We start from the raw sequence: 18,500 nt of genomic DNA on the forward strand, positions 1-18,500 counted from the left end.
AAGAAAAAAACGAGGCCGTCCGCATAGCGGACGGCCTCACGAGCCCTACGGGCGGGTCTCAGTGGTTGCGCGGGAAGCCCAGGTCGACGCCGGTGGGGGCGTCGGCCGGGTCGGGCCAGCGGGTGGTGACGACCTTGCCGCGGGTGTAGAAGTGCGTGCCGTCGTTGCCGTAGATGTGGTGGTCCCCGAAGAGGGAGTCCTTCCAGCCGCCGAAGGAGTGGTAGCCGACGGGCACCGGGATCGGCACGTTCACGCCGACCATGCCCGCCTCGATCTCCAGCTGGAAGCGGCGGGCGGCGCCGCCGTCCCGGGTGAAGATCGCGGTGCCGTTGCCGAAGGGCGAGGCGTTGATGAGGGCGACGCCCTCCTCGTAGGTGTCCACGCGCAGCACGCACAGCACCGGGCCGAAGATCTCGTCCTTGTACGCGTCCGAGGTCACCGGCACCCTGTCGAGCAGCGAGAGGCCGATCCAGTGGCCGTCCTCGTACCCCTCGACCGTGTAGCCGGTGCCGTCGAGGACGACCTCGGAGCCCTGCGCCGCCGCGCCCGTGACGTAGGACGCCACCTTGTCGCGGTGCACCTTGGTGATCAGCGGACCCATCTCGGAGGTCGGGTCGTTGCCGGGGCCGATCTTGATCTTCTCGGCGCGCTCGCGGATCTTCTCCACCAGCACGTCGCCGACCGAGCCGACCGCGACGACGGCGGAGATGGCCATGCAGCGCTCGCCGGCCGAGCCGTAGGCGGCCGACACGGCGGCGTCCGCGGCCGCGTCCAGGTCGGCGTCCGGGAGGACCAGCATGTGGTTCTTGGCGCCGCCCAGGGCCTGGACGCGCTTGCCGTTCGCGGAGGCCGTGGTGTGGATGTAGCGGGCGATCGGGGTCGAGCCGACGAAGGACACCGCCTTGACGTCCGGGTGCTCCAGGAGGCGGTCGACGGCCACCTTGTCACCGTGGACGACGTTGAAGACGCCGTCGGGCAGTCCGGCCTCCGCGAGCAGCTCGGCGAGCTTCATCGCCGCCGACGGGTCCTTCTCGCTCGGCTTCAGCACGAAGGTGTTGCCGCACGCGACGGCGAGCGGGAACATCCACATCGGCACCATGGCCGGGAAGTTGAACGGCGTGATGCCCGCGACGACGCCCAGCGGCTGCCGGATCGACGCCACGTCGACCTTGGAGGCCACCTCGGTCGACAGCTCGCCCTTCAGCTGCACGGTGATCCCGCACGCCAGGTCGACGATCTCCAGACCGCGCGCGACCTCGCCGAGCGCGTCCGAGTGCACCTTGCCGTGCTCGGCGGTGATCAGCTCGGCGATCTCGTCGCGGTGCGCGTCGAGCAGCGCCCGGAACTTGAAGAGGATCGTGGACCTCTTGGCCAGCGAGGACTGGCCCCAGGTCGCGTACGCGTCCTTGGCCGCGGCGACCGCGGCGTCCACCTCGTCGACGGTCGCGAAGGCGACCCGCGTGGTCACGGCGCCGGTCGCCGGGTCGGTGACCGGCCCGTACGTACCCGACGCACCCTCGACAGTCTTGCCACCGATCCAGTGGTTGACGGTCTTCGTCATGGCCAAAAACTCCTTCACAGATGGCGGCGTCGGGCGGCGACGTGCCGGTCGTACTCCTCGCGTGCCTTGACCGCCGACGATCGGGTCGCGGTCTCGGCCACAGGTACATCCCACCAGGCTTGGGCCGGGGGCGCGCCCGACACTCTGTCTGCCGTTTCGGTCTCCACGTAGACACATGTGGGAGTGTCCGAGGCGCGCGCCTCGGCAAGGGCCTCGCGCAGGTCACGGACGGTCTTCGCGCGCAGCACCCGCATGCCGAGGCTGGCCGCGTTGGCGGCGAGATCGACGGGCAGCGGCGCCCCCGTGTACGTACCGTCCTCGGAGCGGTAGCGGTACGCGGTGCCGTACCGCTCGCCGCCCACGGACTCGGAGAGGCCGCCGATGGAGGCGTACCCGTGGTTCTGCAGGATGAGGACCTTGATCGCTATGCCCTCCTGCACGGCGGTGACGATCTCGGTCGGCATCATCAGATACGTGCCGTCGCCGACCAGCGCCCACACGGGCCGGTCGGGGGCCGCCATCCGTACGCCGATCGCGGCCGGGATCTCGTAGCCCATGCACGAGTAGCCGTACTCGACGTGGTACTGGTCGCGCGACCGGGCCCTCCACAGTTTGTGCAGGTCACCGGGGAGCGAGCCGGCCGCGTTGATCAGGATGTCGTCCTCGGTGACGAGCTCGTCGAGGACGCCGAGGACCTGCGGCTGGGTGGGCCGGATGTCCAGGTCCTCGGCCTCGTAGGCCGCGTCGACCCGGTACTCCCAGCGCTCCTTGTCGTCCGTGTACTCGGTGACGTACGCGGGCTCGGCGCGGTGCTCGTGCAGCAGCAGCGCCTCGGTGAGTGCTTCGAGGCCGGCCCGCGCATCCGCGATCAGCGGGATCCCCGACAGCTTGTGACCGTCGTACGGCGCGATGCTGAGGTTCAGGAAGCGGACGTTCGAAGCGGTGAAGAGGGTGCCGGAGGCGGTGGTGAAGTCGGTGTAGCGGGTGCCGACGCCGATCACCAGGTCCGCGGTGCGGGCGAGCTCGTCCGCGGTGGCCGTGCCGGTGTGGCCGACACCGCCGACGTCCTGCGGATGGTCCCACTTCAGTGATCCCTTGCCCGCCTGTGTGGAGGCGACGGGGATGCGGGTGGCGGCGGCGAGTTCGGCGAGCACGTCCTCGGCGCGGCTGTGGTGGACGCCGCCGCCCGCGACGATCAACGGGCGCCGGGCCTCACGGATCGCCGTGACGGCGGTGGCGAGCTCGGAGGCGTCGGCCGCCGGCCGGCGCACGGTCCAGGTCCGCTCCTGGAAGAACTCCTCCGGCCAGTCGTACGCCTCCGCCTGCACGTCCTGCGGCAGCGCGAGCGTGACGGCGCCGGTCTCGACGGGGTCGGTGAGCACGCGCATCGCCTGCAGGGCGGCCGGGATGAGCGCCTCGGGACGGGTGACCCGGTCGAAGTACTTCGACACCGGACGCAGACAGTCGTTGACCGACACATCGCCCGCGTACGGCACTTCGAGCTGCTGGAGGACCGGGTCGGCGGGGCGGGTCGCGAAGATGTCGCCGGGCAGCAGGAGCACCGGGAGGTGGTTGATCGTCGCGAGCGCGGCGCCGGTGACGAGGTTGGTGGCGCCGGGTCCGATGGACGTGGTCACGGCGTGCGCCGACAGCCGGTTGGACTGGCGTGCGTAGCCGACCGCCGCGTGCACCATCGACTGCTCGTTACGGCCCTGGTGGTACGGCATCTCGTCGGCGTACTCGATCAGTGCCTGACCGAGTCCGGCGACGTTGCCGTGACCGAAAATGCCCCAGGTGGCGCCGATCAGCCGCCGTCGCTCGCCGTCCCGCTCCGTGTACTGGGCGGCCAGGAAGCGCACCAGCGCCTGTGCGACCGTCAGCCTCGTCGTTGAGGTCATCGGTATCCCTCTGTGCTCGCTGTGTTGTCTGTGCTGTTTACGTGGTCCGGGTGGAAGCAGATCCGCCACTCCCTGTCCTCGCCCGGTCCGGCCATCACGTTCAGGTAGTACATGGTGTGGCCGGGCTGGGCGATGGACGGGCCGTGCCATCCGTCGGGGACGAGGACGGCATCGCCGGTGCGGACCTCGGCGAGGACGTCGGATCCGCCCTCGCGCGAAGGGAATACGCGCTGATAGCCGAAACCGTTCGGGCCGTCGATCTCGAAGTAGTAGATCTCTTCGAGTTCGCTCTCCTCACCCGGCCGGTGCTCGTCGTGCTTGTGCGGCGGATACGAGGACCAGTTGCCGCCGGGGGTGACGACCTCGACGGCGATCAGCTTGTCGCACTCGAAGGCGTCGGCGGAGGCGAAATTGCGCACCTGACGGGCGCAGTTGCCACTGCCTCGGTCTTCGACGGGAACCTCCGGCGCGGGGCCGTAGCGGGCGGGGAGTCGGCGCTCGCACTTCGCTCCTGCCAGGGCGAAGCGGCCTCCCGCGCCGGAGGCGATCTGTGCCCGGGCGTCACGGGGCACGTACGCGAAGTCGGTGACTCCCGCGAACACGCTTTCCCTGCCCAGGATTTGGAACTCTTCGTCCTCTATGTGTACGGTACAGGCACCGCCGAGTGGAAGCACGATCCATTCGCTGTCACCGGTGGTGAAGGTGTGGGTGCCACCCGGTCCGAGTTCGACCACGCGCAGACTGCTGTGGGTCCAGCCGGCGCGCTTGGGGTCGATGTCGACGGCGTACAGCCCTCCGGCGGTGGCGCCCTTGGGGACGTACAGGTCGTTGCGCGTCGTCGAGTCCGTCATCGGGTCCTCACAGCAGTCCTACGGCGGTGTCCACCGCGGCGGTCACGTCCCCGTCGGCCGGGTAGAGCAGCGAGCGGCCGACGACCAGGCCCTGCACGGTGGGCAGTTGGAGCGCGCCGTGCCACTTCTCGTACGCGCCCTCCTGATCCTCGCCGACATCGCCGCCGAGCAGCACGGCGGGCAGGGTGGAGGTTTCCATGACCCGGGCCATGTCGTCCGGGTTCTCGGTGACGGGCACCTTCAGCCAGGTGTACGCCGAACTGCCGCCCAGGCCGCTGGCGATGGCGATGGACTTGATGACGGCTTCGGCGCTCAGGTCGTTGACCAGCTTGCCTTCGGCTGTACGGCGGCTGAGGAACGGCTCGACGAAGACCGGAAGCCGGCGCTCGGCCATCTCGTCGATGGCGCGGGCGGCGGATTCCAGGGTGGTGAGCGAGCCCGGGTCGTCGTAGTCGATACGCAGCAGCAGCTTGCCCGCGTCGAAGCCGAGCCGCTCGATGTCCTGCGGGCGGTGGCCGGTGAACCGGTCGTCCAGCTCGAAGGAGGCACCCGCCAGGCCGCCGCGGTTCATCGAACCGAGGACCACCTTGTCGTCGAGGGCGCCGAGCAGCAGCAGGTCGTCGAGGATGTCGGCGGTCGCGAGCACGCCGTCGACGCCGGGGCGGGAGAGCGCGAGGCAGAGCCGTTCCAGTAGGTCGGCGCGGTTGGCCATGGCCAACTTGCGGTCGCCGACGGCGAGCGCCCCGCGGGCCGGGTGGTCCGCGGCGACGATCATCAGCCGCCCGTCGTCGTTGACGAGGGGGCGACGGGGGCGACGCGCGGCGGCCTCGGCGACGGCCTCGGGGTGGTGGGTGCGCAGGCGGACGAGTTCGGCTATGTCGACCGACCGAGCCGGGGTGGGGGTGGAAGGGGCGGGGGTGGGAGTGCGAGTGGGAGGCATGGTCGCGTCTCCGCCCTCGTGTCCCACGCGTCCGGCCCTCATCGGACCGCTCCTGCCGCGAGCGCTTTCTCGACCTCTTCGGGTGTGGGCATCGCGGAGGAGCATTCCAGCCGGGAGGCGACGATGGCACCCGCCGCGTTCGCGTACCGCATGATCCGTTCCAGGTCCCAGCCGGCGAGCAGGCCGTGACAGAGGGAGCCGCCGAAGGCGTCCCCGGCGCCGAGACCGTTGAGGACCGTCACCGGGAGGGGCGGGACCTCGGCCGACGTGCCGTCGCGGTGGACGGCGAGAACACCCTTGGGGCCCTGTTTGACGACGGCGAGTTCCACGCCCGCCTCGAGGAGTGCCTCGGCCGCCGCGTGCGGCTCGCGGACGCCGGTGGCGATCTCGACCTCGTCGAGGTTGCCGACGGCGACGGTGCTGTGGCGCAGGGCCTCGGCATAGAACGGCCTGGCGGACGACGGTCCGCGGCGGCAGCCGCTCATGTCACCGCTCCAGAACATGGGCCGCCAGTCGAGGTCGAAGACCGTCGTGGCGGACTTGGCGCGGTGGGCGAGCGCCGCGAGCGTCGCCGTACGGCTCGGCTCCTCGCTCAGGCCGGTTCCCGTCACCCAGAAGACGCGCGTCTCGCGGACGGCGTCCAGGTCGAGTTCGTGCGCGTCGATCTCCAGGTCCGGGGCCTTGGGCTGCCGGTAGAAGTACAGCGGGAAGTCGTCGGGCGGGAAGACCTCGCAGAACGTCACCGGGGTCGGCAGCCCGGCGACCGGGGTGACCCAGCGGTCGTCCACGCCGAAGTCGCGCAGCGCCTCGTGGAGGTACGCGCCGAAGGGGTCGTCACCGGTGCGCGTGATCACCGCCGTACGCCGTCCGAGCCGGGACGCGGCCACCGCGACGTTCGTCGCCGAGCCGCCCAGGAACTTCCCGAAGGATGTCACCTGCGCCAGCGGGACCCCCGTCTGCAACGGGTAGAGGTCCACACCGATCCGCCCCATGGTGATCAGGTCGTACGCCATCGAGTTCCCTTCACTTCGGCTGCCCCCAGGTCTAGTCCCGCGCGGGGAGCCCTGTCAACAGTTTGTCCGGACATTCGGACCAGGCCTTGACACCTCTCTCGCGTCGCCGGAAGCTGACGCCCATGACGTCGTTGTCACCGCAGGCATCACCTCAGTCCTCACTGTCCCGCATCCGGATCGGTTCGGCTCCGGACTCGTGGGGCGTCTGGTTCCCCGACGACCCTCAGCAGGTCCCCTGGCAGCGCTTCCTCGACGAGGTCTCCCAGTCCGGGTACGAGTGGATCGAGCTGGGCCCCTACGGTTATCTGCCCACGGATCCGGCGGTACTCAAGGAGGAGACCGCGCGGCGCGGGCTCACCGTGTCGGCCGGCACCGTCTTCACCGGGCTGCACCGCGGTCCCGGGGTGTGGGACGCCACCTGGGCGCACGTCTCGGACATCGCCGCGCTCACCCAGGCGATGGGCGCCGAGCATCTCGTCGTCATTCCGGCGTTCTGGCGGGACGACAAGACGGGCGAGGTGCTGGAGGACAGCACGCTGACGCCGACGCAGTGGCGCAATCTGACCGCTCAGACCGAGCGGCTCGCCCATGAGGTGCGGGAGCGCTACGGACTGAAGATCGTCGTCCACCCGCACGCCGACACGCACATCGACAGCGAGGAGAACGTCACGCGTTTCCTCGACGCGACCGACTCCTCGCTGGTGTCGCTGTGCCTGGACACCGGGCACTACGCGTACTGCGGCGGCGACAACGTCAAGCTCATCGAGACCTACGGGGAGCGCATCGGCTACCTCCACCTCAAGCAGGTGGACCCGCTGGTCCTGGCCGAGGTACGGGCGCACGAGGTGCCGTTCGGGCCCGCCGTGGCCAAGGGTGTGATGTGCGAACCGCCGTCCGGCGTACCGGCGCTGGAGCCCGTGCTCGCCGCCGCCCAGAAGCTCGACGTCGACCTCTTCGCGATCGTCGAGCAGGACATGTACCCCTGTCCGCCGGACAAGCCGCTGCCGATCGCCCAGCGCACCCGGGCGTTCCTGAGGTCCTGCGGGGCATAACCGCTCCTTGATGTCACGCGGGGCCTGAGCCCCGTGGGCGGCCGTGCGGGGCCCGCCGAGAGCCCGGGGCTCGGCGGGCCTTCCGGCTCTCCTGCGCCGCGATGCACCAAGGTCACGCAGTCGACCCTCGCACCCACGTGCGACACCCGCGCCGGACAGACGGCATGACGCCAGGAGATGACGAATCACGGTGGATACCCAGGGAAAGGCGTGAGCCTGGTGCGCTCCCCCGACCGGAGCGATCAAAGTGGCCGGGGTGCGATTTTTTCCAAGACCGGTGGGCCGCGTTGATTGCAGGGTGAGCCTCCGGTGGCTGATTCGGCGGGGGATGCGGGGAACTGGTGGGTCGGGCCTGGCACAGATCCGACCCACCGCACGCATACGGCGCCCACCACGACACACACGCAGGAATGCGTCACGCGTGTCACAAAAACCACCCCCCTGTCACACATGTCGCGTGTACGCGGGTCTTGAGTCACATCCGGTCAACAGGCGTGGCCCTGTGCTGACTCTGTGTCGTTCAACGGGCGCAGGCTTTGTGATCGCCAGCGCAGTGCCCGGCTCCCCCGACGGCCACCCCCCGGCCGCCGCCGCGGTGCGCGCAGGGAGGTGCCACTCATGACCGACCATAGGCTCTGGTCGTACAAGGAGATCGCGGCGCACATCAAGGTGCAGCCGGACACCGTGCGGTCGTATCGCAAGCACGGACTCCTGCCCCCGCCCGACCACGTGGAGAGCGGAAAGCCCTACTGGTACGCGGACACCGTCCGGACCTGGGTCGCCTCCCGCCCGGGAAACCGCGGCCGAAGAGACTGACCCCGCGGCCCGTGCGTGCTGGGCGGTCTGGACGGTGGCCCCAGGGCCACGGTGTATGGCCGGGAGAATGTGACACTTGCGCGGCAAGTGTCACATTCCCGCGGCCGACCACCCGGCCGCAGCGGATGCGCCAACAGCGTCCCTCGGGAACGGGGCACAGCTCTTGTCCGGGCACAACTCTGGTCCGGGCTCAGCTCCACGGGTCGATGACCGTCACCCCCGCGCCCGGCGCCGCGCCCATCGCCGCCAGCGCGGCCGGGACCGCGTCGAGCGGGATGGTGGAGGTGACCAGGAGGTCGGGGCGGAGCACCCCGGCGCGGACCAGCTCCAGCATCCGTGGGTAGGCGTGGGCCTGCATGCCGTGGCTGCCCAGGAGTTCGAGTTCGAGGCCGATGACGCGGGCCATGGGAACCGCGGGGTCCTGGGGCAGCAGGCCGACCTGGATGTGCCGGCCGCGGCGGCGCAGGCCGTTCACCGAGGCCGCGCAGGTGGGCGGGGAGCCGAGCGCGTCGAGGGAGAGGTGGGCGCCGCCGCCGGTCAGCTCGCGGATCGCCGCCGCCGTGTCCTCGACCCGGGAGGCGTCCACGACTTCCGCCGCGCCGAACTTCCGCGCCAGGTCCAGGGCCCGGGCCGAGAGGTCCACGGCGACGACCCGTGCGCCGCACGCCGCCGCGATCATCACCGCCGACAGGCCCACACCCCCGCAGCCGTGCACCGCGACCCACTCCCCCGCCGCCACCCGGCCCTGCGCGACCACCGCGCGGAACGCCGTGGCGAACCGGCAGCCCAGCGACGCCGCCGTCGCGAAGGACAGCTCGTCCGGCACCGCCACCAGGTTCACATCGGCGTGGTCGAGCGCCACGTACTGCGCGAAGGACCCCCAGTGCGTGAACCCCGGCTGGGTCTGCCGCTCGCACACCTGCTGGTCACCGGCCGCACAGGACGGACAGCTTCCGCACGCGCAGACGAAGGGGACGGTGACCCTCTCGCCGGGCCGCCAGCCGGTCACCCTCGCACCGACCGCCTCGACGACCCCCGCGAGTTCGTGGCCCGGCACATGCGGCAGCGTGATGTCCGGGTCGTGCCCCATCCAGCCGTGCCAGTCGCTCCGGCACAGCCCCGTGGCCTCGACCCGCACCACCACCCCGTGCTCCGCGGGCGCCGGGTCCGCCACCTCACGTACCTCGGCCGGCTCCCCGTACCGCTCGAACACCACTGCCCGCATCCGTCTCGCCCCTCCGTCCGGAGATCACCGTTCCGGAGCGAACGCTAGCCGCGTGCCTCCACCTTGTCCCGCTCCCGATCAACCGCCTCCCAGGTGCTGTCCTCCGGCGCCTCCTCCTCGCTCAGGCCGAAGCGGTCGTGGAAGCGTCGCAGCGGCCCCGGCGCCCACCAGGTCGCGCGGCCCGTGAGACGCATGACCGCCGGGACCAGCAGGCTGCGGACGACCATCGCGTCCATCAGTACGGCGAGCGCGATGCCCAGGCCGAGCATCTTGGTGTTGGTCACCCGCGAGGTGCCGATCGCGACCATCACCACCGCGAGGATGACGGCAGCCGCGGTGATCAGGCCGCCGGTGCGCTGGAGGCCGAAGCGGACCGCCTCCCGGTGGTCGCCCGTCCGGTCGTACTCCTCCTTCATTCGGGAGAGCAGGAACACGCCGTAGTCCATGGACAGGCCGAAGGCGACGCAGAACATGAGGACGGGGAGCGTCGTCTCTATCGAACCCGAGCTGGTGAAGTCGAGCAGGCCCGACAGATGGCCGTCCTGGAAGACCCAGACCACCGCGCCGAACATCGCCGTCAGACTGAGGGCGTTGAGCAGCACCGCCTGGATCGGGATCAGCACGCTGCCGGTGAGAAGGAAGACCAGGAGCAGGGTGACGATCGCTATGAAGGCCGCCGCCCAGGGGAGCCGGTCGGCTATCGCGTGCTTGGAGTCGACCAGGACCGCCGCCGTGCCGGTCACCGCCGTGTCGAACGGGGCGTCCGTCGCGCGCAGTTCACCCACAAGCCGCTGGGCCCCGTCGTCGACGGCCTCGCCCTTCGGCAGCACCGTGAAGTACGCCAAGTCGCCCTTCACCAGGGGGCCGTCCACCCGCAGCACTTCGGGCAGCGCGGCGATCCGGTCCTTGTAGGCCGTGTACTGGGCCTCGGTCGCCCGGCCCTCCGCGAGCACCTCCAGGGCGCCGCCGGGGCTGCCCGGGAAGCCGTCCCGGACGTGCTGCTGGACGACATGGGACTCGGCGCCCGAGGGCAGCTGACGGTCGTCCGCGGTGCCGAACTTCACGCCCAGGAAGGGCAGTCCGAGGACGATCAGTCCGACGGCGGTGGCCACCGCGAAGACCGGTGCCCTGCGCATGACGAGGGAGGCCGTCCGCCCCCAGGCGGCCCCGCCGCCGGCCGCCGGCGGCTTTCCGCGCCGGAACAGGCGCCGCAGGTCGAAGGAGTTCACCCGGTGGCCGAGCAGCACCAGCGCGGCCGGGAGCAGGACCAGGGCGGCGGCCGCGGCCAGCAGCACCACGGCGATGCCCGCGTAGGCGAAGGACCGCAGGAAGTACTGCGGGAAGAGCAGCATCGCGGCCAGGGACACGGCGACCGTGAGGGAGGAGAAGAGGACCGTACGGCCCGCGGTGCGCAGGGTCGTGCCGACGGCGGTCGCCGGCTCGGCGCCCGTGGCCAGTTCCTCACGGAACCTGCGGACGATGAACAGGGCGTAGTCGATGGCGAGGCCCAGTCCCAGGGCAGTGGTGAGGTTCATCGCGAAGACCGAGACGTCGGTGAACTCGGTCAGAGCGCGCAGTACCGCGTTCGTGCCGAGGATCGCGACGATGCCGACGCCGAGCGGCAGCAGGGCCGCGATCGCACTGCCGAAGACCATCACCAGCAGCACGAGGGTCACCGGCAGGGCGATCAACTCGGCCCGGGTCAGGTCCTCACGGATGGTCGTCTGCATCTCGTGCTGTACGGCGACCGGGCCGCCGACCTTGATCTCGACCGGGCCGTGCATCCCCCGGTAGGAGGGCGCGAGGCGGTCCAGGGTCTCGCTCGCGGTCTTCTCGTCGCCCGTTATCCGCGCGGCGATCAGCGCCTCGTGCCCGTCCTTCGCCCGCAGGACGGGTGCACCCGACTCCCAGTACGAACCGACGCCGGTGACGCCCCGCTCGGTGGCGAGCCGCGCCGCCAGCCGCTTCGCCTCGGCGGCGACCGAGGGATCGTCGACCGAGGCGCGCCCCGAGCCGACCAGGAGCAGCAGATTGGGCTGCGAGGCCGGAAACTCCCGCTCCAGCGCCTTGGTCGCGTAAGTCGACTCCGCGGTCGGGTCCTGCCACCCGCCGCTGCCCAGCCGGTCTGCGACCCCGCTGCCGGCGACCACGGCGAGCGCGGTGAGCAGCAGCGCGACGAGCAGGGACAGCCGGGGCCGCGCGGTCACGAACCGGGTCCAGCCGCCGACGCGTGGACTGCCACCCACCCGCGAGCCGTCGGCCGTCCGCCGACTGTCCCGCAGCCGCGAACCGCCGTCCACCGGCGGACTTCCGCTCACCGGCGGGCTACCGCTCCCCCGCGGACCGTCGCCCGCGCCCTCCCCGACGCCCGCGCCCCTCCCGCGCCCCGCGCCACTCCCGCGGCCGTCATCTGCGCTGTTGACTTCGGTCATCGTGCGGTGTCCCCTTCACCATGACCCTCTGTCCGTACATCCGCGCATCCGCGCATCCTCGCAGGCAGCATGGGTCAGCCATTGCCATAGACTGGCAAACACGAGAGATCACTCGCGTTTCACCAGAATGCGAGCGACCGCTCGTGTTTGTCAATCACGTTCGGAGAGCTGGGGATAACTCGTGCCCGACAAGCCCGAGAAGCAGCAGGCCGGCGACGAACAGCCCCGCCGTCGGCAGGCCCGCGGCGAGCGCCGGATCGCCCAGCTGCTGGAGGCCGCCGCCTCCGTCTTCTGCACCACCGGCTACACCGCCGCCAGCACCAACGCCATCGCCCGCGAGGCGGGCGTCTCGCCGGGCACGCTGTACCAGTTCTTCCCGAACAAAGAGGCCATCGCGATCGAGCTGGGCGACCGGCTCATGCACGAGATGCGCGACACATACGGCGAGGCACTCGCGCCGGCCGCCCCCACGACCACACTGAGGGAAGCCGTCGGCACCGCCGTCGACCGGTTCATCGACTTCAACTGCGAGCACCCCGTGTTCTTCGCCCTGATGCACGGCCCGGACATCCCGGGCCGGATCGCCGAGGAGCACGACGCCCTGCACCAGACCCTGCTCTCCCGCGTCGAGGGGCTGCTCTCCGCGTTCCTCCCCGGCACGCCGGCCGCCGACGTCACCCGCACCGCACACATCTGCCTGGGCATCTACAAGGCCGGCCTGGAGCTGGTCCTCGCACACGAAGGGGCCGAGCGCGACGCGTACGTCCGGGAGCTGAAGGACGTCCTGTTCCGCTACCTCGAGCCGCTCACAGGCGACACGACCCTCACCCCGGCAGACCTCACCACGACTCCGGCCCCCTGACCGGACCATCCCAAACTGCGACACAGCGGATGCCTGCCATAAAGTTCGGACAAACCAGCCCGAGCCCAAGGGACAGGCCGTGACCCAGAATCAGCCGCCCGGCGCACCCCGGGCCCGCATTCCCGGACCCCAGCAGCCCCCGCCGTCGCACCCCCAGATCCGCACCGGACTGTGGCGACGCTGGCTGGGCGGCGGGCTCGCACTCTGGACGCTGACCGCGATCGTCACGTACGCGACGAGGAACGCCACCCTGCTGCCCACACTGATCCTGCTCGGCAGCTTCCTGGCGCCCGTCACCTTCGCGCTCTGGGCGTACGAGCGGCACGGCCGCGACCTCGGCGCACAGGTGATCCTCGGCTGCCTCCTGGCCGGCGGGACGCTCGGGGTGCTGGGCGCGTCGGTGATGGACTACCACCTGCTCCACCCTTCGCTGTCGATGTACGTGGGCGTCGGGCTGATCGAGGAGGCCGTGAAGCCGGCCGCGCTGGTGTTCGTACTGCGCCACCACCCCCGGATCCGAGGGCCGCGGGCCGGTCTCGTGCTCGGCGCGAGTGTCGGCTTCGGCTTCGCGGCGCTGGAGAGCGCGGGGTACGCGTTCAACGCGGCCGTCTCACTCAAGGGTGTGGATCTGCGCGCGCTGCTCGAGACCGAGATCCTGCGCGGGCTGCTCGCGCCACTCGGGCACGGCCTGTGGACGGCGATCGCCGGTGCGGCGCTGCTCGCGTACCGCCACCCGAACGGGCGCTTCCAGTTGATCGGCCCGGCGGTCGGCACCTACGTCGGCGTGTCGCTGCTGCACGCCCTGTGGGACTCGACACACGACATCGCGCTCTGGCTGGTCGCGCGGCTGACCGCGACGGGGCTCGACCGGACCCTGTTCGGACAGGGCCACCTGCCGGGGCCCACCGACGAGCAGAAACATCTCTTCACGCTGTTCTCGGTGGGAGGCCTGGTCATCGTCGCACTCGCGGGGGTCGGCTGGGCGCGCTCGCTGCCGCGCCGCGATTCCGCTTGGAGAAATACCCCCTAGGGGTATAGTGTGGGTCACCCAAGCAAATCACCCAGGCCCCACGCGCCCCGACGAGGAGTACGCCATGACCGCGCAGACCGACACCCCGGGTTCCGTCACGACCGTCTACCAGGTGAGTGGAATGAGCTGCGGGCACTGTGAAGGCTCGGTCTCCGGCGAGATCTCCGAGATCGCCGGCGTCAGCTCGGTGAAGGCCGTGGCCGCGACCGGCGAGGTGACCGTGGTCTCCGCCGCGCCGCTCGACGAGGAGGCCGTGCGCGCCGCCGTCGACGAGGCGGGCTTCGAGCTCGTCGCCAAGGCCTGAGCCACCGCCCTCACCCTCGCCCTCACCAGTCAGTCGTTCTCCCGCATCACCCAGTTCCCCCGCATCACCCACTTCTTCGCGCATCACCCCGTTCTTCACACAGCTCTCCGCACCGGGCCGTACCGACCAGCTGATACTGGCTCCGTACGGCCCGGCTCATTCCTGGAGCCGGACCATGACCACCGCAGCACCCGAGCCAGCCATAGCCGAGACGACTTCGACAGCCGACACAGCTGACACAGCCGCGACGGGCGCGACATCCGCGACCTCGGAGGTGGAGCTCACGATCGGCGGAATGACCTGCGCCTCCTGCGCGGCCCGCGTCGAGAAGAAGCTCAACCGCATGGGCGGCGTCACCGCCACGGTCAACTTCGCGACGGAGAAGGCGAAGGTCTCCTACCCCGTGGGGGTACAGGTCGCCGACCTGATCGCCACCGTCGTGAAGACGGGATACACGGCCGAGGAACCCCCGCCGCCGCAGCCCGAGACACCGGAACCGGCCGTCTCCGCCGACGAGGACCCCGAACTCGCCTCCCTGCGCGAGCGGCTCGTCGTCTCCACGCTGCTCGCCCTCCCCGTTGTCCTGATGTCGATGGTCCCGGCGCTGCAGTTCGACAACTGGCAGTGGCTCTCGCTGACGCTCGCCGCACCCGTCGTGGTCTGGGGCGCACTGCCGTTCCACAGGGCCGCGTTCACCAACGCGCGGCACGGCGCGGCCACCATGGACACGCTCATCTCGGTCGGCACACTCGCCGCCTTCGGCTGGTCCCTGTGGGCGCTGTTCTGGGGGGACGCGGGGATGCCGGGCATGCGGCACGGCTTCGCTCTCACCGTCTCGCGTACGGACGGGTCGTCGACGATCTATCTCGAAGTCGCCGCGGGTGTCGTCGCGTTCATCCTGCTCGGCCGCTATCTGGAGACCCGCTCCAAGCGGCGGGCCGGGGCCGCGCTGCGGGCACTGATGGAGCTGGGCGCCAAGGACGTCGGGGTACTGCGGGACGGTCGTGAGGTCCGTATCCCCGTCGCGCGGCTCAAGACGGGTGACCGTTTCGTCGTACGGCCCGGCGAGAAGATCGCCACCGACGGGACCGTGGTGGAGGGTTCCTCCGCGGTCGACGTCTCCATGCTGACAGGTGAGTCGGTGCCGGTGGACGTGGCGGTGGGTTCTTCCGTCACGGGGGCGACCGTGAACGCCGGGGGCCGGCTCGTCGTCGAGGCGACCCGGGTCGGCGCCGACACCCAGCTCGCGCGGATGGCACGGCTCGTCGAGGACGCGCAGAACGGCAAGGCCGAGGTGCAGCGCCTCGCCGACCGGATCTCCGGGATCTTCGTACCGGTGGTGCTGGTGATCGCGCTCGGCACCTTCGGGGTGTGGCTGGGCGTCACGGGTGACACCGTCGCCGCCTTCACCGCGGCCGTCGCGGTGCTGATCATCGCCTGCCCGTGCGCCCTCGGTCTCGCGACCCCGACCGCCCTGATGGTCGGCACGGGCCGCGGCGCCCAACTCGGCATCCTCATCAAGGGTCCCGAGGTCCTGGAGTCCACGCGTCGCGTCGACACGGTCGTCCTGGACAAGACCGGCACGGTGACGACGGGACGGATGACACTGCAGGAGGTGTACGTCGCCGCGGACACCGACGAGAAGGAGCTCCTGCGGGTCGCAGGCGCCCTGGAACACGCCTCCGAGCATCCGGTGGCCCGGGCGATCTCCGCGGGCGCTCAGGAGCGGGCTGGGGACCTTCCGGCTGTGGAGAACTTCGAGAACGTTCCCGGGCTCGGCGTACGCGGGCGGGTGGAGGGACACGAGGTTCAGGTGGGGCGTCTCCACGAGGGTGCGCTTCCGGCGGAGTTGGCCCGCGCCAAGGCGGAGGCCGAGGCGGCCGGACGTACGGCCGTCGTGGTCACCCGGGACGGGGTGGCGCTCGGTGTCCTGACCGTCGCCGACGCGGTCAAGGAGAGCAGCGCCGAGGCCGTACGCGCACTGCGCGGCCTGGGGCTCAGGCCGGTCCTGCTCACCGGTGACAACCGGGCGGTCGCCGAGTCCGTGGCGCGCGCCGTCGGCATCGATCCCGGGGATGTGATCGCCGAGGTGCTGCCCGAGGACAAGGTCGCCGTCGTCAAGCGGCTGCAGGCCGAGGGGCGGACCGTGGCGATGGTCGGGGACGGGGTGAACGACGCGGCGGCGCTCGCCACCGCCGACCTGGGCCTCGCGATGGGGACGGGGACGGACGCGGCGATCGAGGCGAGCGATCTGACGCTGGTCCGCGGGGATCTGCGGGTGGCCGCGGACGCGATCCGGCTGTCACGCAGGACCCTGTCCACGATCAAGGGGAACCTGGTGTGGGCGTTCGGATACAACGTGGCGGCGCTGCCGCTCGCCGCGGCCGGACTCCTCAACCCCATGATCGCGGGGGCCGCCATGGCCTTCTCCTCGGTGTTCGTGGTCACGAACAGCCTTCGGCTCAGGACATTCTCATGAGGACGAAGTAAGAGTCCCTCTAGAGTCCAACGGGAGCCTCACATAAGCTCTTCACAAGGCTCGCGCATCTTCCTTACGCTTGGGTCCCGATTGCCATATCAGGCTCTTGCGTATCTTCAGGACATACGCAAGAGACGCACATCACAGTGATGCGAACGTAACCATCGAAGGGGTTCGTGAGTCTAAGTTGGCGATGTCAGAGACGTCTTGGGGGGCGTTCGTCTGACATCTGGGGATGTCTTGGGGGACGTTCCCGGAAATCGCGTTGCCGGGGCACGTACACCGGGGAGCTTTGAGCGGCCCTCCCGTCGTACGGGTCCCGGCAGATCGCACCGCAGCAGTACACAAGCACCGCAGTAGTACAGAGAGTTTTGCTCGTTTTGCTCACGGCCGACGCGGTCGGCCCGGGGCACGGCGTCAGCACGCTCGCAGCGATTCAGGCGCTGTCCCACAGACGCCCGGCCGGATCCCGTGGGGGGAATCCGCACCGGGACAAGGAAAGCGCCCTGACTGCCGGCCCGTGGGGGGACCGGTAGCGGGGCGCTTTCCGTTTTTCTTGGGGGGCTCGATTTTCCTGGGGCCCGGTTCACCTCCGGGGCGCTTGGATGCGCGCCCCTTCGGCTCACCCGCCGCAGGGCACCCGGAGCGACCTGGACCTAGCGGGCCTCGACCGGGACGAAGTCGCGCTCGACGACGCCCGTGTAGATCTGGCGCGGGCGGCCGATGCGGGAGCCGGGCTCCTTGATCATCTCGTGCCACTGGGCGATCCAGCCCGGGAGGCGGCCGAGGGCGAAGAGGACCGTGAACATCTCGGTCGGGAAGCCCATGGCGCGGTAGATCAGGCCGGTGTAGAAGTCCACGTTCGGGTAGAGGCTGCGCGAGACGAAGTAGTCGTCGGAGAGCGCGTGCTCCTCCAGCTTGAGCGCGATGTCCAGCAGCTCGTCGGACTTGCCGAGCGCCGAGAGGACGTCGTGCGCGGCCGCCTTGATGATCTTCGCCCGGGGGTCGAAGTTCTTGTAGACGCGGTGGCCGAAGCCCATCAGGCGGACGCCGTCCTCCTTGTTCTTCACCTTGCGGATGAAGGAGTCGACGTCGCCGCCGGAGGTCTGGATGCCCTCGAGCATCTCCAGGACGGACTGGTTGGCGCCACCGTGCAGGGGGCCCCAGAGGGCGCTGATGCCGGCGGAGATCGACGCGAACATGTTGGCCTGCGACGAGCCCACCAGGCGCACGGTGGAGGTCGAACAGTTCTGCTCGTGGTCCGCGTGCAGGATGAGCAGCTTGTCGAGCGCGGCGACCACGACCGGGTCCAAGTCGTACTCCTGCGCCGGGACCGAGAAGGTCATGCGCAGGAAGTTCTCGACGTACCCGAGGTCGTTGCGCGGGTAGACGAAGGGGTGGCCGATCGACTTCTTGTAGGCGTACGCCGCGATCGTCGGAAGCTTGGCGAGAAGGCGGATCGTCGACAGGTGACGCTGCTTCTCGTCGAACGGGTTGTGGCTGTCCTGGTAGAACGTCGACAGGGCGCTGACCACCGACGACAGCATCGCCATCGGGTGGGCGTCGCGCGGGAAGCCCTGGAAGAAGCGCTTGACGTCCTCGTGCAGCAGGGTGTGCTGCGTGATCTCGTTCTTGAAGGTGGAGAGCTCGTCCACGTTCGGCAGCTCGCCGTTGATCAGCAGAGAGGCCACCTCAAGGAAGGTGGAGCGCTCGGCCAGCTGCTCGATCGGGTAGCCGCGGTACCGGAGGATGCCCTGCTCACCGTCGAGGTAGGTGATCGCGGATTTATAGGCGGCGGTGTTGCCGTACCCGCTGTCCAGAGTCACCAGCCCGGTCTGGGCTCGGAGCTTCCCGATGTCGAAGCCCTTGTCGCCGACGGTGCTGTCGACCACCGGGTAGGTGTACTCGCCATCGCCGTACCGCAGTACTACAGAGTTGTCGCTCACGTCATCCCTCACCGACGTTGTGCCTCTTCTTCGAGGTGCCCTGACTGTCTCTACCATCCCCCATTTGGCCCTGGAGAGTGCACTCGGGGTC

At 70.2% G+C, this 18,500-nt stretch carries 14 protein-coding genes; 6 read left to right on the forward strand and 8 right to left on the reverse strand.

From position 1 onward, the window contains the following. Positions 1–58 precede the first annotated feature (58 nt). Genes mmsA through iolC form a run of 5 tightly spaced genes read right to left on the reverse strand, consistent with a single transcriptional unit; the run spans position 59 to position 6,263 of the window. Entirely contained in the window at positions 59–1,561 is a 1,503-nt protein-coding gene (gene mmsA / locus OG747_RS15175) for a CoA-acylating methylmalonate-semialdehyde dehydrogenase (protein WP_405879855.1), read from the reverse strand. 14 nt (positions 1,562–1,575) lie between these two features. After that, entirely contained in the window at positions 1,576–3,459 is a 1,884-nt protein-coding gene (iolD, locus tag OG747_RS15180) for a 3D-(3,5/4)-trihydroxycyclohexane-1,2-dione acylhydrolase (decyclizing) (RefSeq protein WP_405879856.1), read from the reverse strand. After that, on the reverse strand, positions 3,456–4,310 hold the full coding sequence (gene iolB, locus OG747_RS15185) for a 5-deoxy-glucuronate isomerase (RefSeq protein ID WP_405879857.1): 855 nt from the start codon (positions 4,308–4,310) through the stop codon (positions 3,456–3,458). The genes iolD and iolB overlap by 4 nt, the downstream gene beginning before the upstream one ends. A 7-nt stretch (positions 4,311–4,317) precedes the next feature. Further along, positions 4,318–5,250, reverse strand: coding sequence for a deoxyribose-phosphate aldolase (locus OG747_RS15190; protein ID WP_405879858.1), 933 nt, complete (start codon positions 5,248–5,250; stop codon positions 4,318–4,320). A gap of 38 nt (positions 5,251–5,288) precedes the next feature. Beyond that, positions 5,289–6,263, reverse strand: coding sequence for a 5-dehydro-2-deoxygluconokinase (gene iolC, locus OG747_RS15195; protein WP_405879859.1), 975 nt, complete (start codon positions 6,261–6,263; stop codon positions 5,289–5,291). Between the two features lie 122 nt (positions 6,264–6,385). Between iolC and OG747_RS15200 the strand changes: the two genes are divergently transcribed. Next, positions 6,386–7,315, forward strand: a complete 930-nt coding sequence (locus OG747_RS15200; RefSeq protein WP_405879860.1) for a sugar phosphate isomerase/epimerase family protein — start codon at positions 6,386–6,388, stop codon at positions 7,313–7,315. Between the two features lie 618 nt (positions 7,316–7,933). Beyond that, positions 7,934–8,131 carry a helix-turn-helix transcriptional regulator gene (locus OG747_RS15205; RefSeq protein WP_405879861.1) on the forward strand — a complete coding sequence of 66 codons (198 nt, stop codon included), beginning with the start codon at positions 7,934–7,936 and terminating at the stop codon, positions 8,129–8,131. Positions 8,132–8,321: 190 nt separating this feature from the next. On the opposite strand, the gene OG747_RS15210 is transcribed toward OG747_RS15205, so the two are convergent. Together OG747_RS15210 and OG747_RS15215 are read right to left on the reverse strand one after the other, a co-directional pair. Then, on the reverse strand, positions 8,322–9,356 hold the full coding sequence (locus OG747_RS15210) for a zinc-dependent alcohol dehydrogenase family protein (RefSeq protein ID WP_405879862.1): 1,035 nt from the start codon (positions 9,354–9,356) through the stop codon (positions 8,322–8,324). Between the two features lie 44 nt (positions 9,357–9,400). Continuing rightward, positions 9,401–11,563, reverse strand: coding sequence for an MMPL family transporter (locus OG747_RS15215; protein ID WP_405885546.1), 2,163 nt, complete (start codon positions 11,561–11,563; stop codon positions 9,401–9,403). A gap of 406 nt (positions 11,564–11,969) precedes the next feature. Here OG747_RS15215 and OG747_RS15220 point away from each other — a divergent pair, with 406 nt between their 5' ends. The 4 genes from OG747_RS15220 to OG747_RS15235 all read left to right on the forward strand — a co-directional run bounded on the left by OG747_RS15220 (position 11,970) and on the right by OG747_RS15235 (position 16,463). Further along, positions 11,970–12,650 carry a TetR/AcrR family transcriptional regulator gene (locus tag OG747_RS15220; protein ID WP_405879863.1) on the forward strand — a complete coding sequence of 227 codons (681 nt, stop codon included), beginning with the start codon at positions 11,970–11,972 and terminating at the stop codon, positions 12,648–12,650. Between the two features lie 79 nt (positions 12,651–12,729). Beyond that, complete coding sequence (locus OG747_RS15225) at positions 12,730–13,680, forward strand: PrsW family intramembrane metalloprotease (protein ID WP_405879864.1); 951 nt, start codon at positions 12,730–12,732, stop codon at positions 13,678–13,680. Positions 13,681–13,744: 64 nt separating this feature from the next. Further along, positions 13,745–13,984, forward strand: coding sequence for a heavy-metal-associated domain-containing protein (locus tag OG747_RS15230; RefSeq protein WP_405879865.1), 240 nt, complete (start codon positions 13,745–13,747; stop codon positions 13,982–13,984). Positions 13,985–14,159: 175 nt separating this feature from the next. Beyond that, entirely contained in the window at positions 14,160–16,463 is a 2,304-nt protein-coding gene (locus OG747_RS15235; RefSeq protein WP_405879866.1) for a heavy metal translocating P-type ATPase, read from the forward strand. Between the two features lie 656 nt (positions 16,464–17,119). Here the strand turns inward: OG747_RS15235 and OG747_RS15240 are convergent. After that, complete coding sequence (locus OG747_RS15240; RefSeq protein ID WP_405879867.1) at positions 17,120–18,409, reverse strand: citrate synthase; 1,290 nt, start codon at positions 18,407–18,409, stop codon at positions 17,120–17,122. Positions 18,410–18,500: the final 91 nt, after the last annotated feature.

The sequence above is a fragment of the Streptomyces sp. NBC_01384 genome (assembly GCF_045040035.1).
GTDB lineage: Bacteria > Actinomycetota > Actinomycetes > Streptomycetales > Streptomycetaceae > Streptomyces.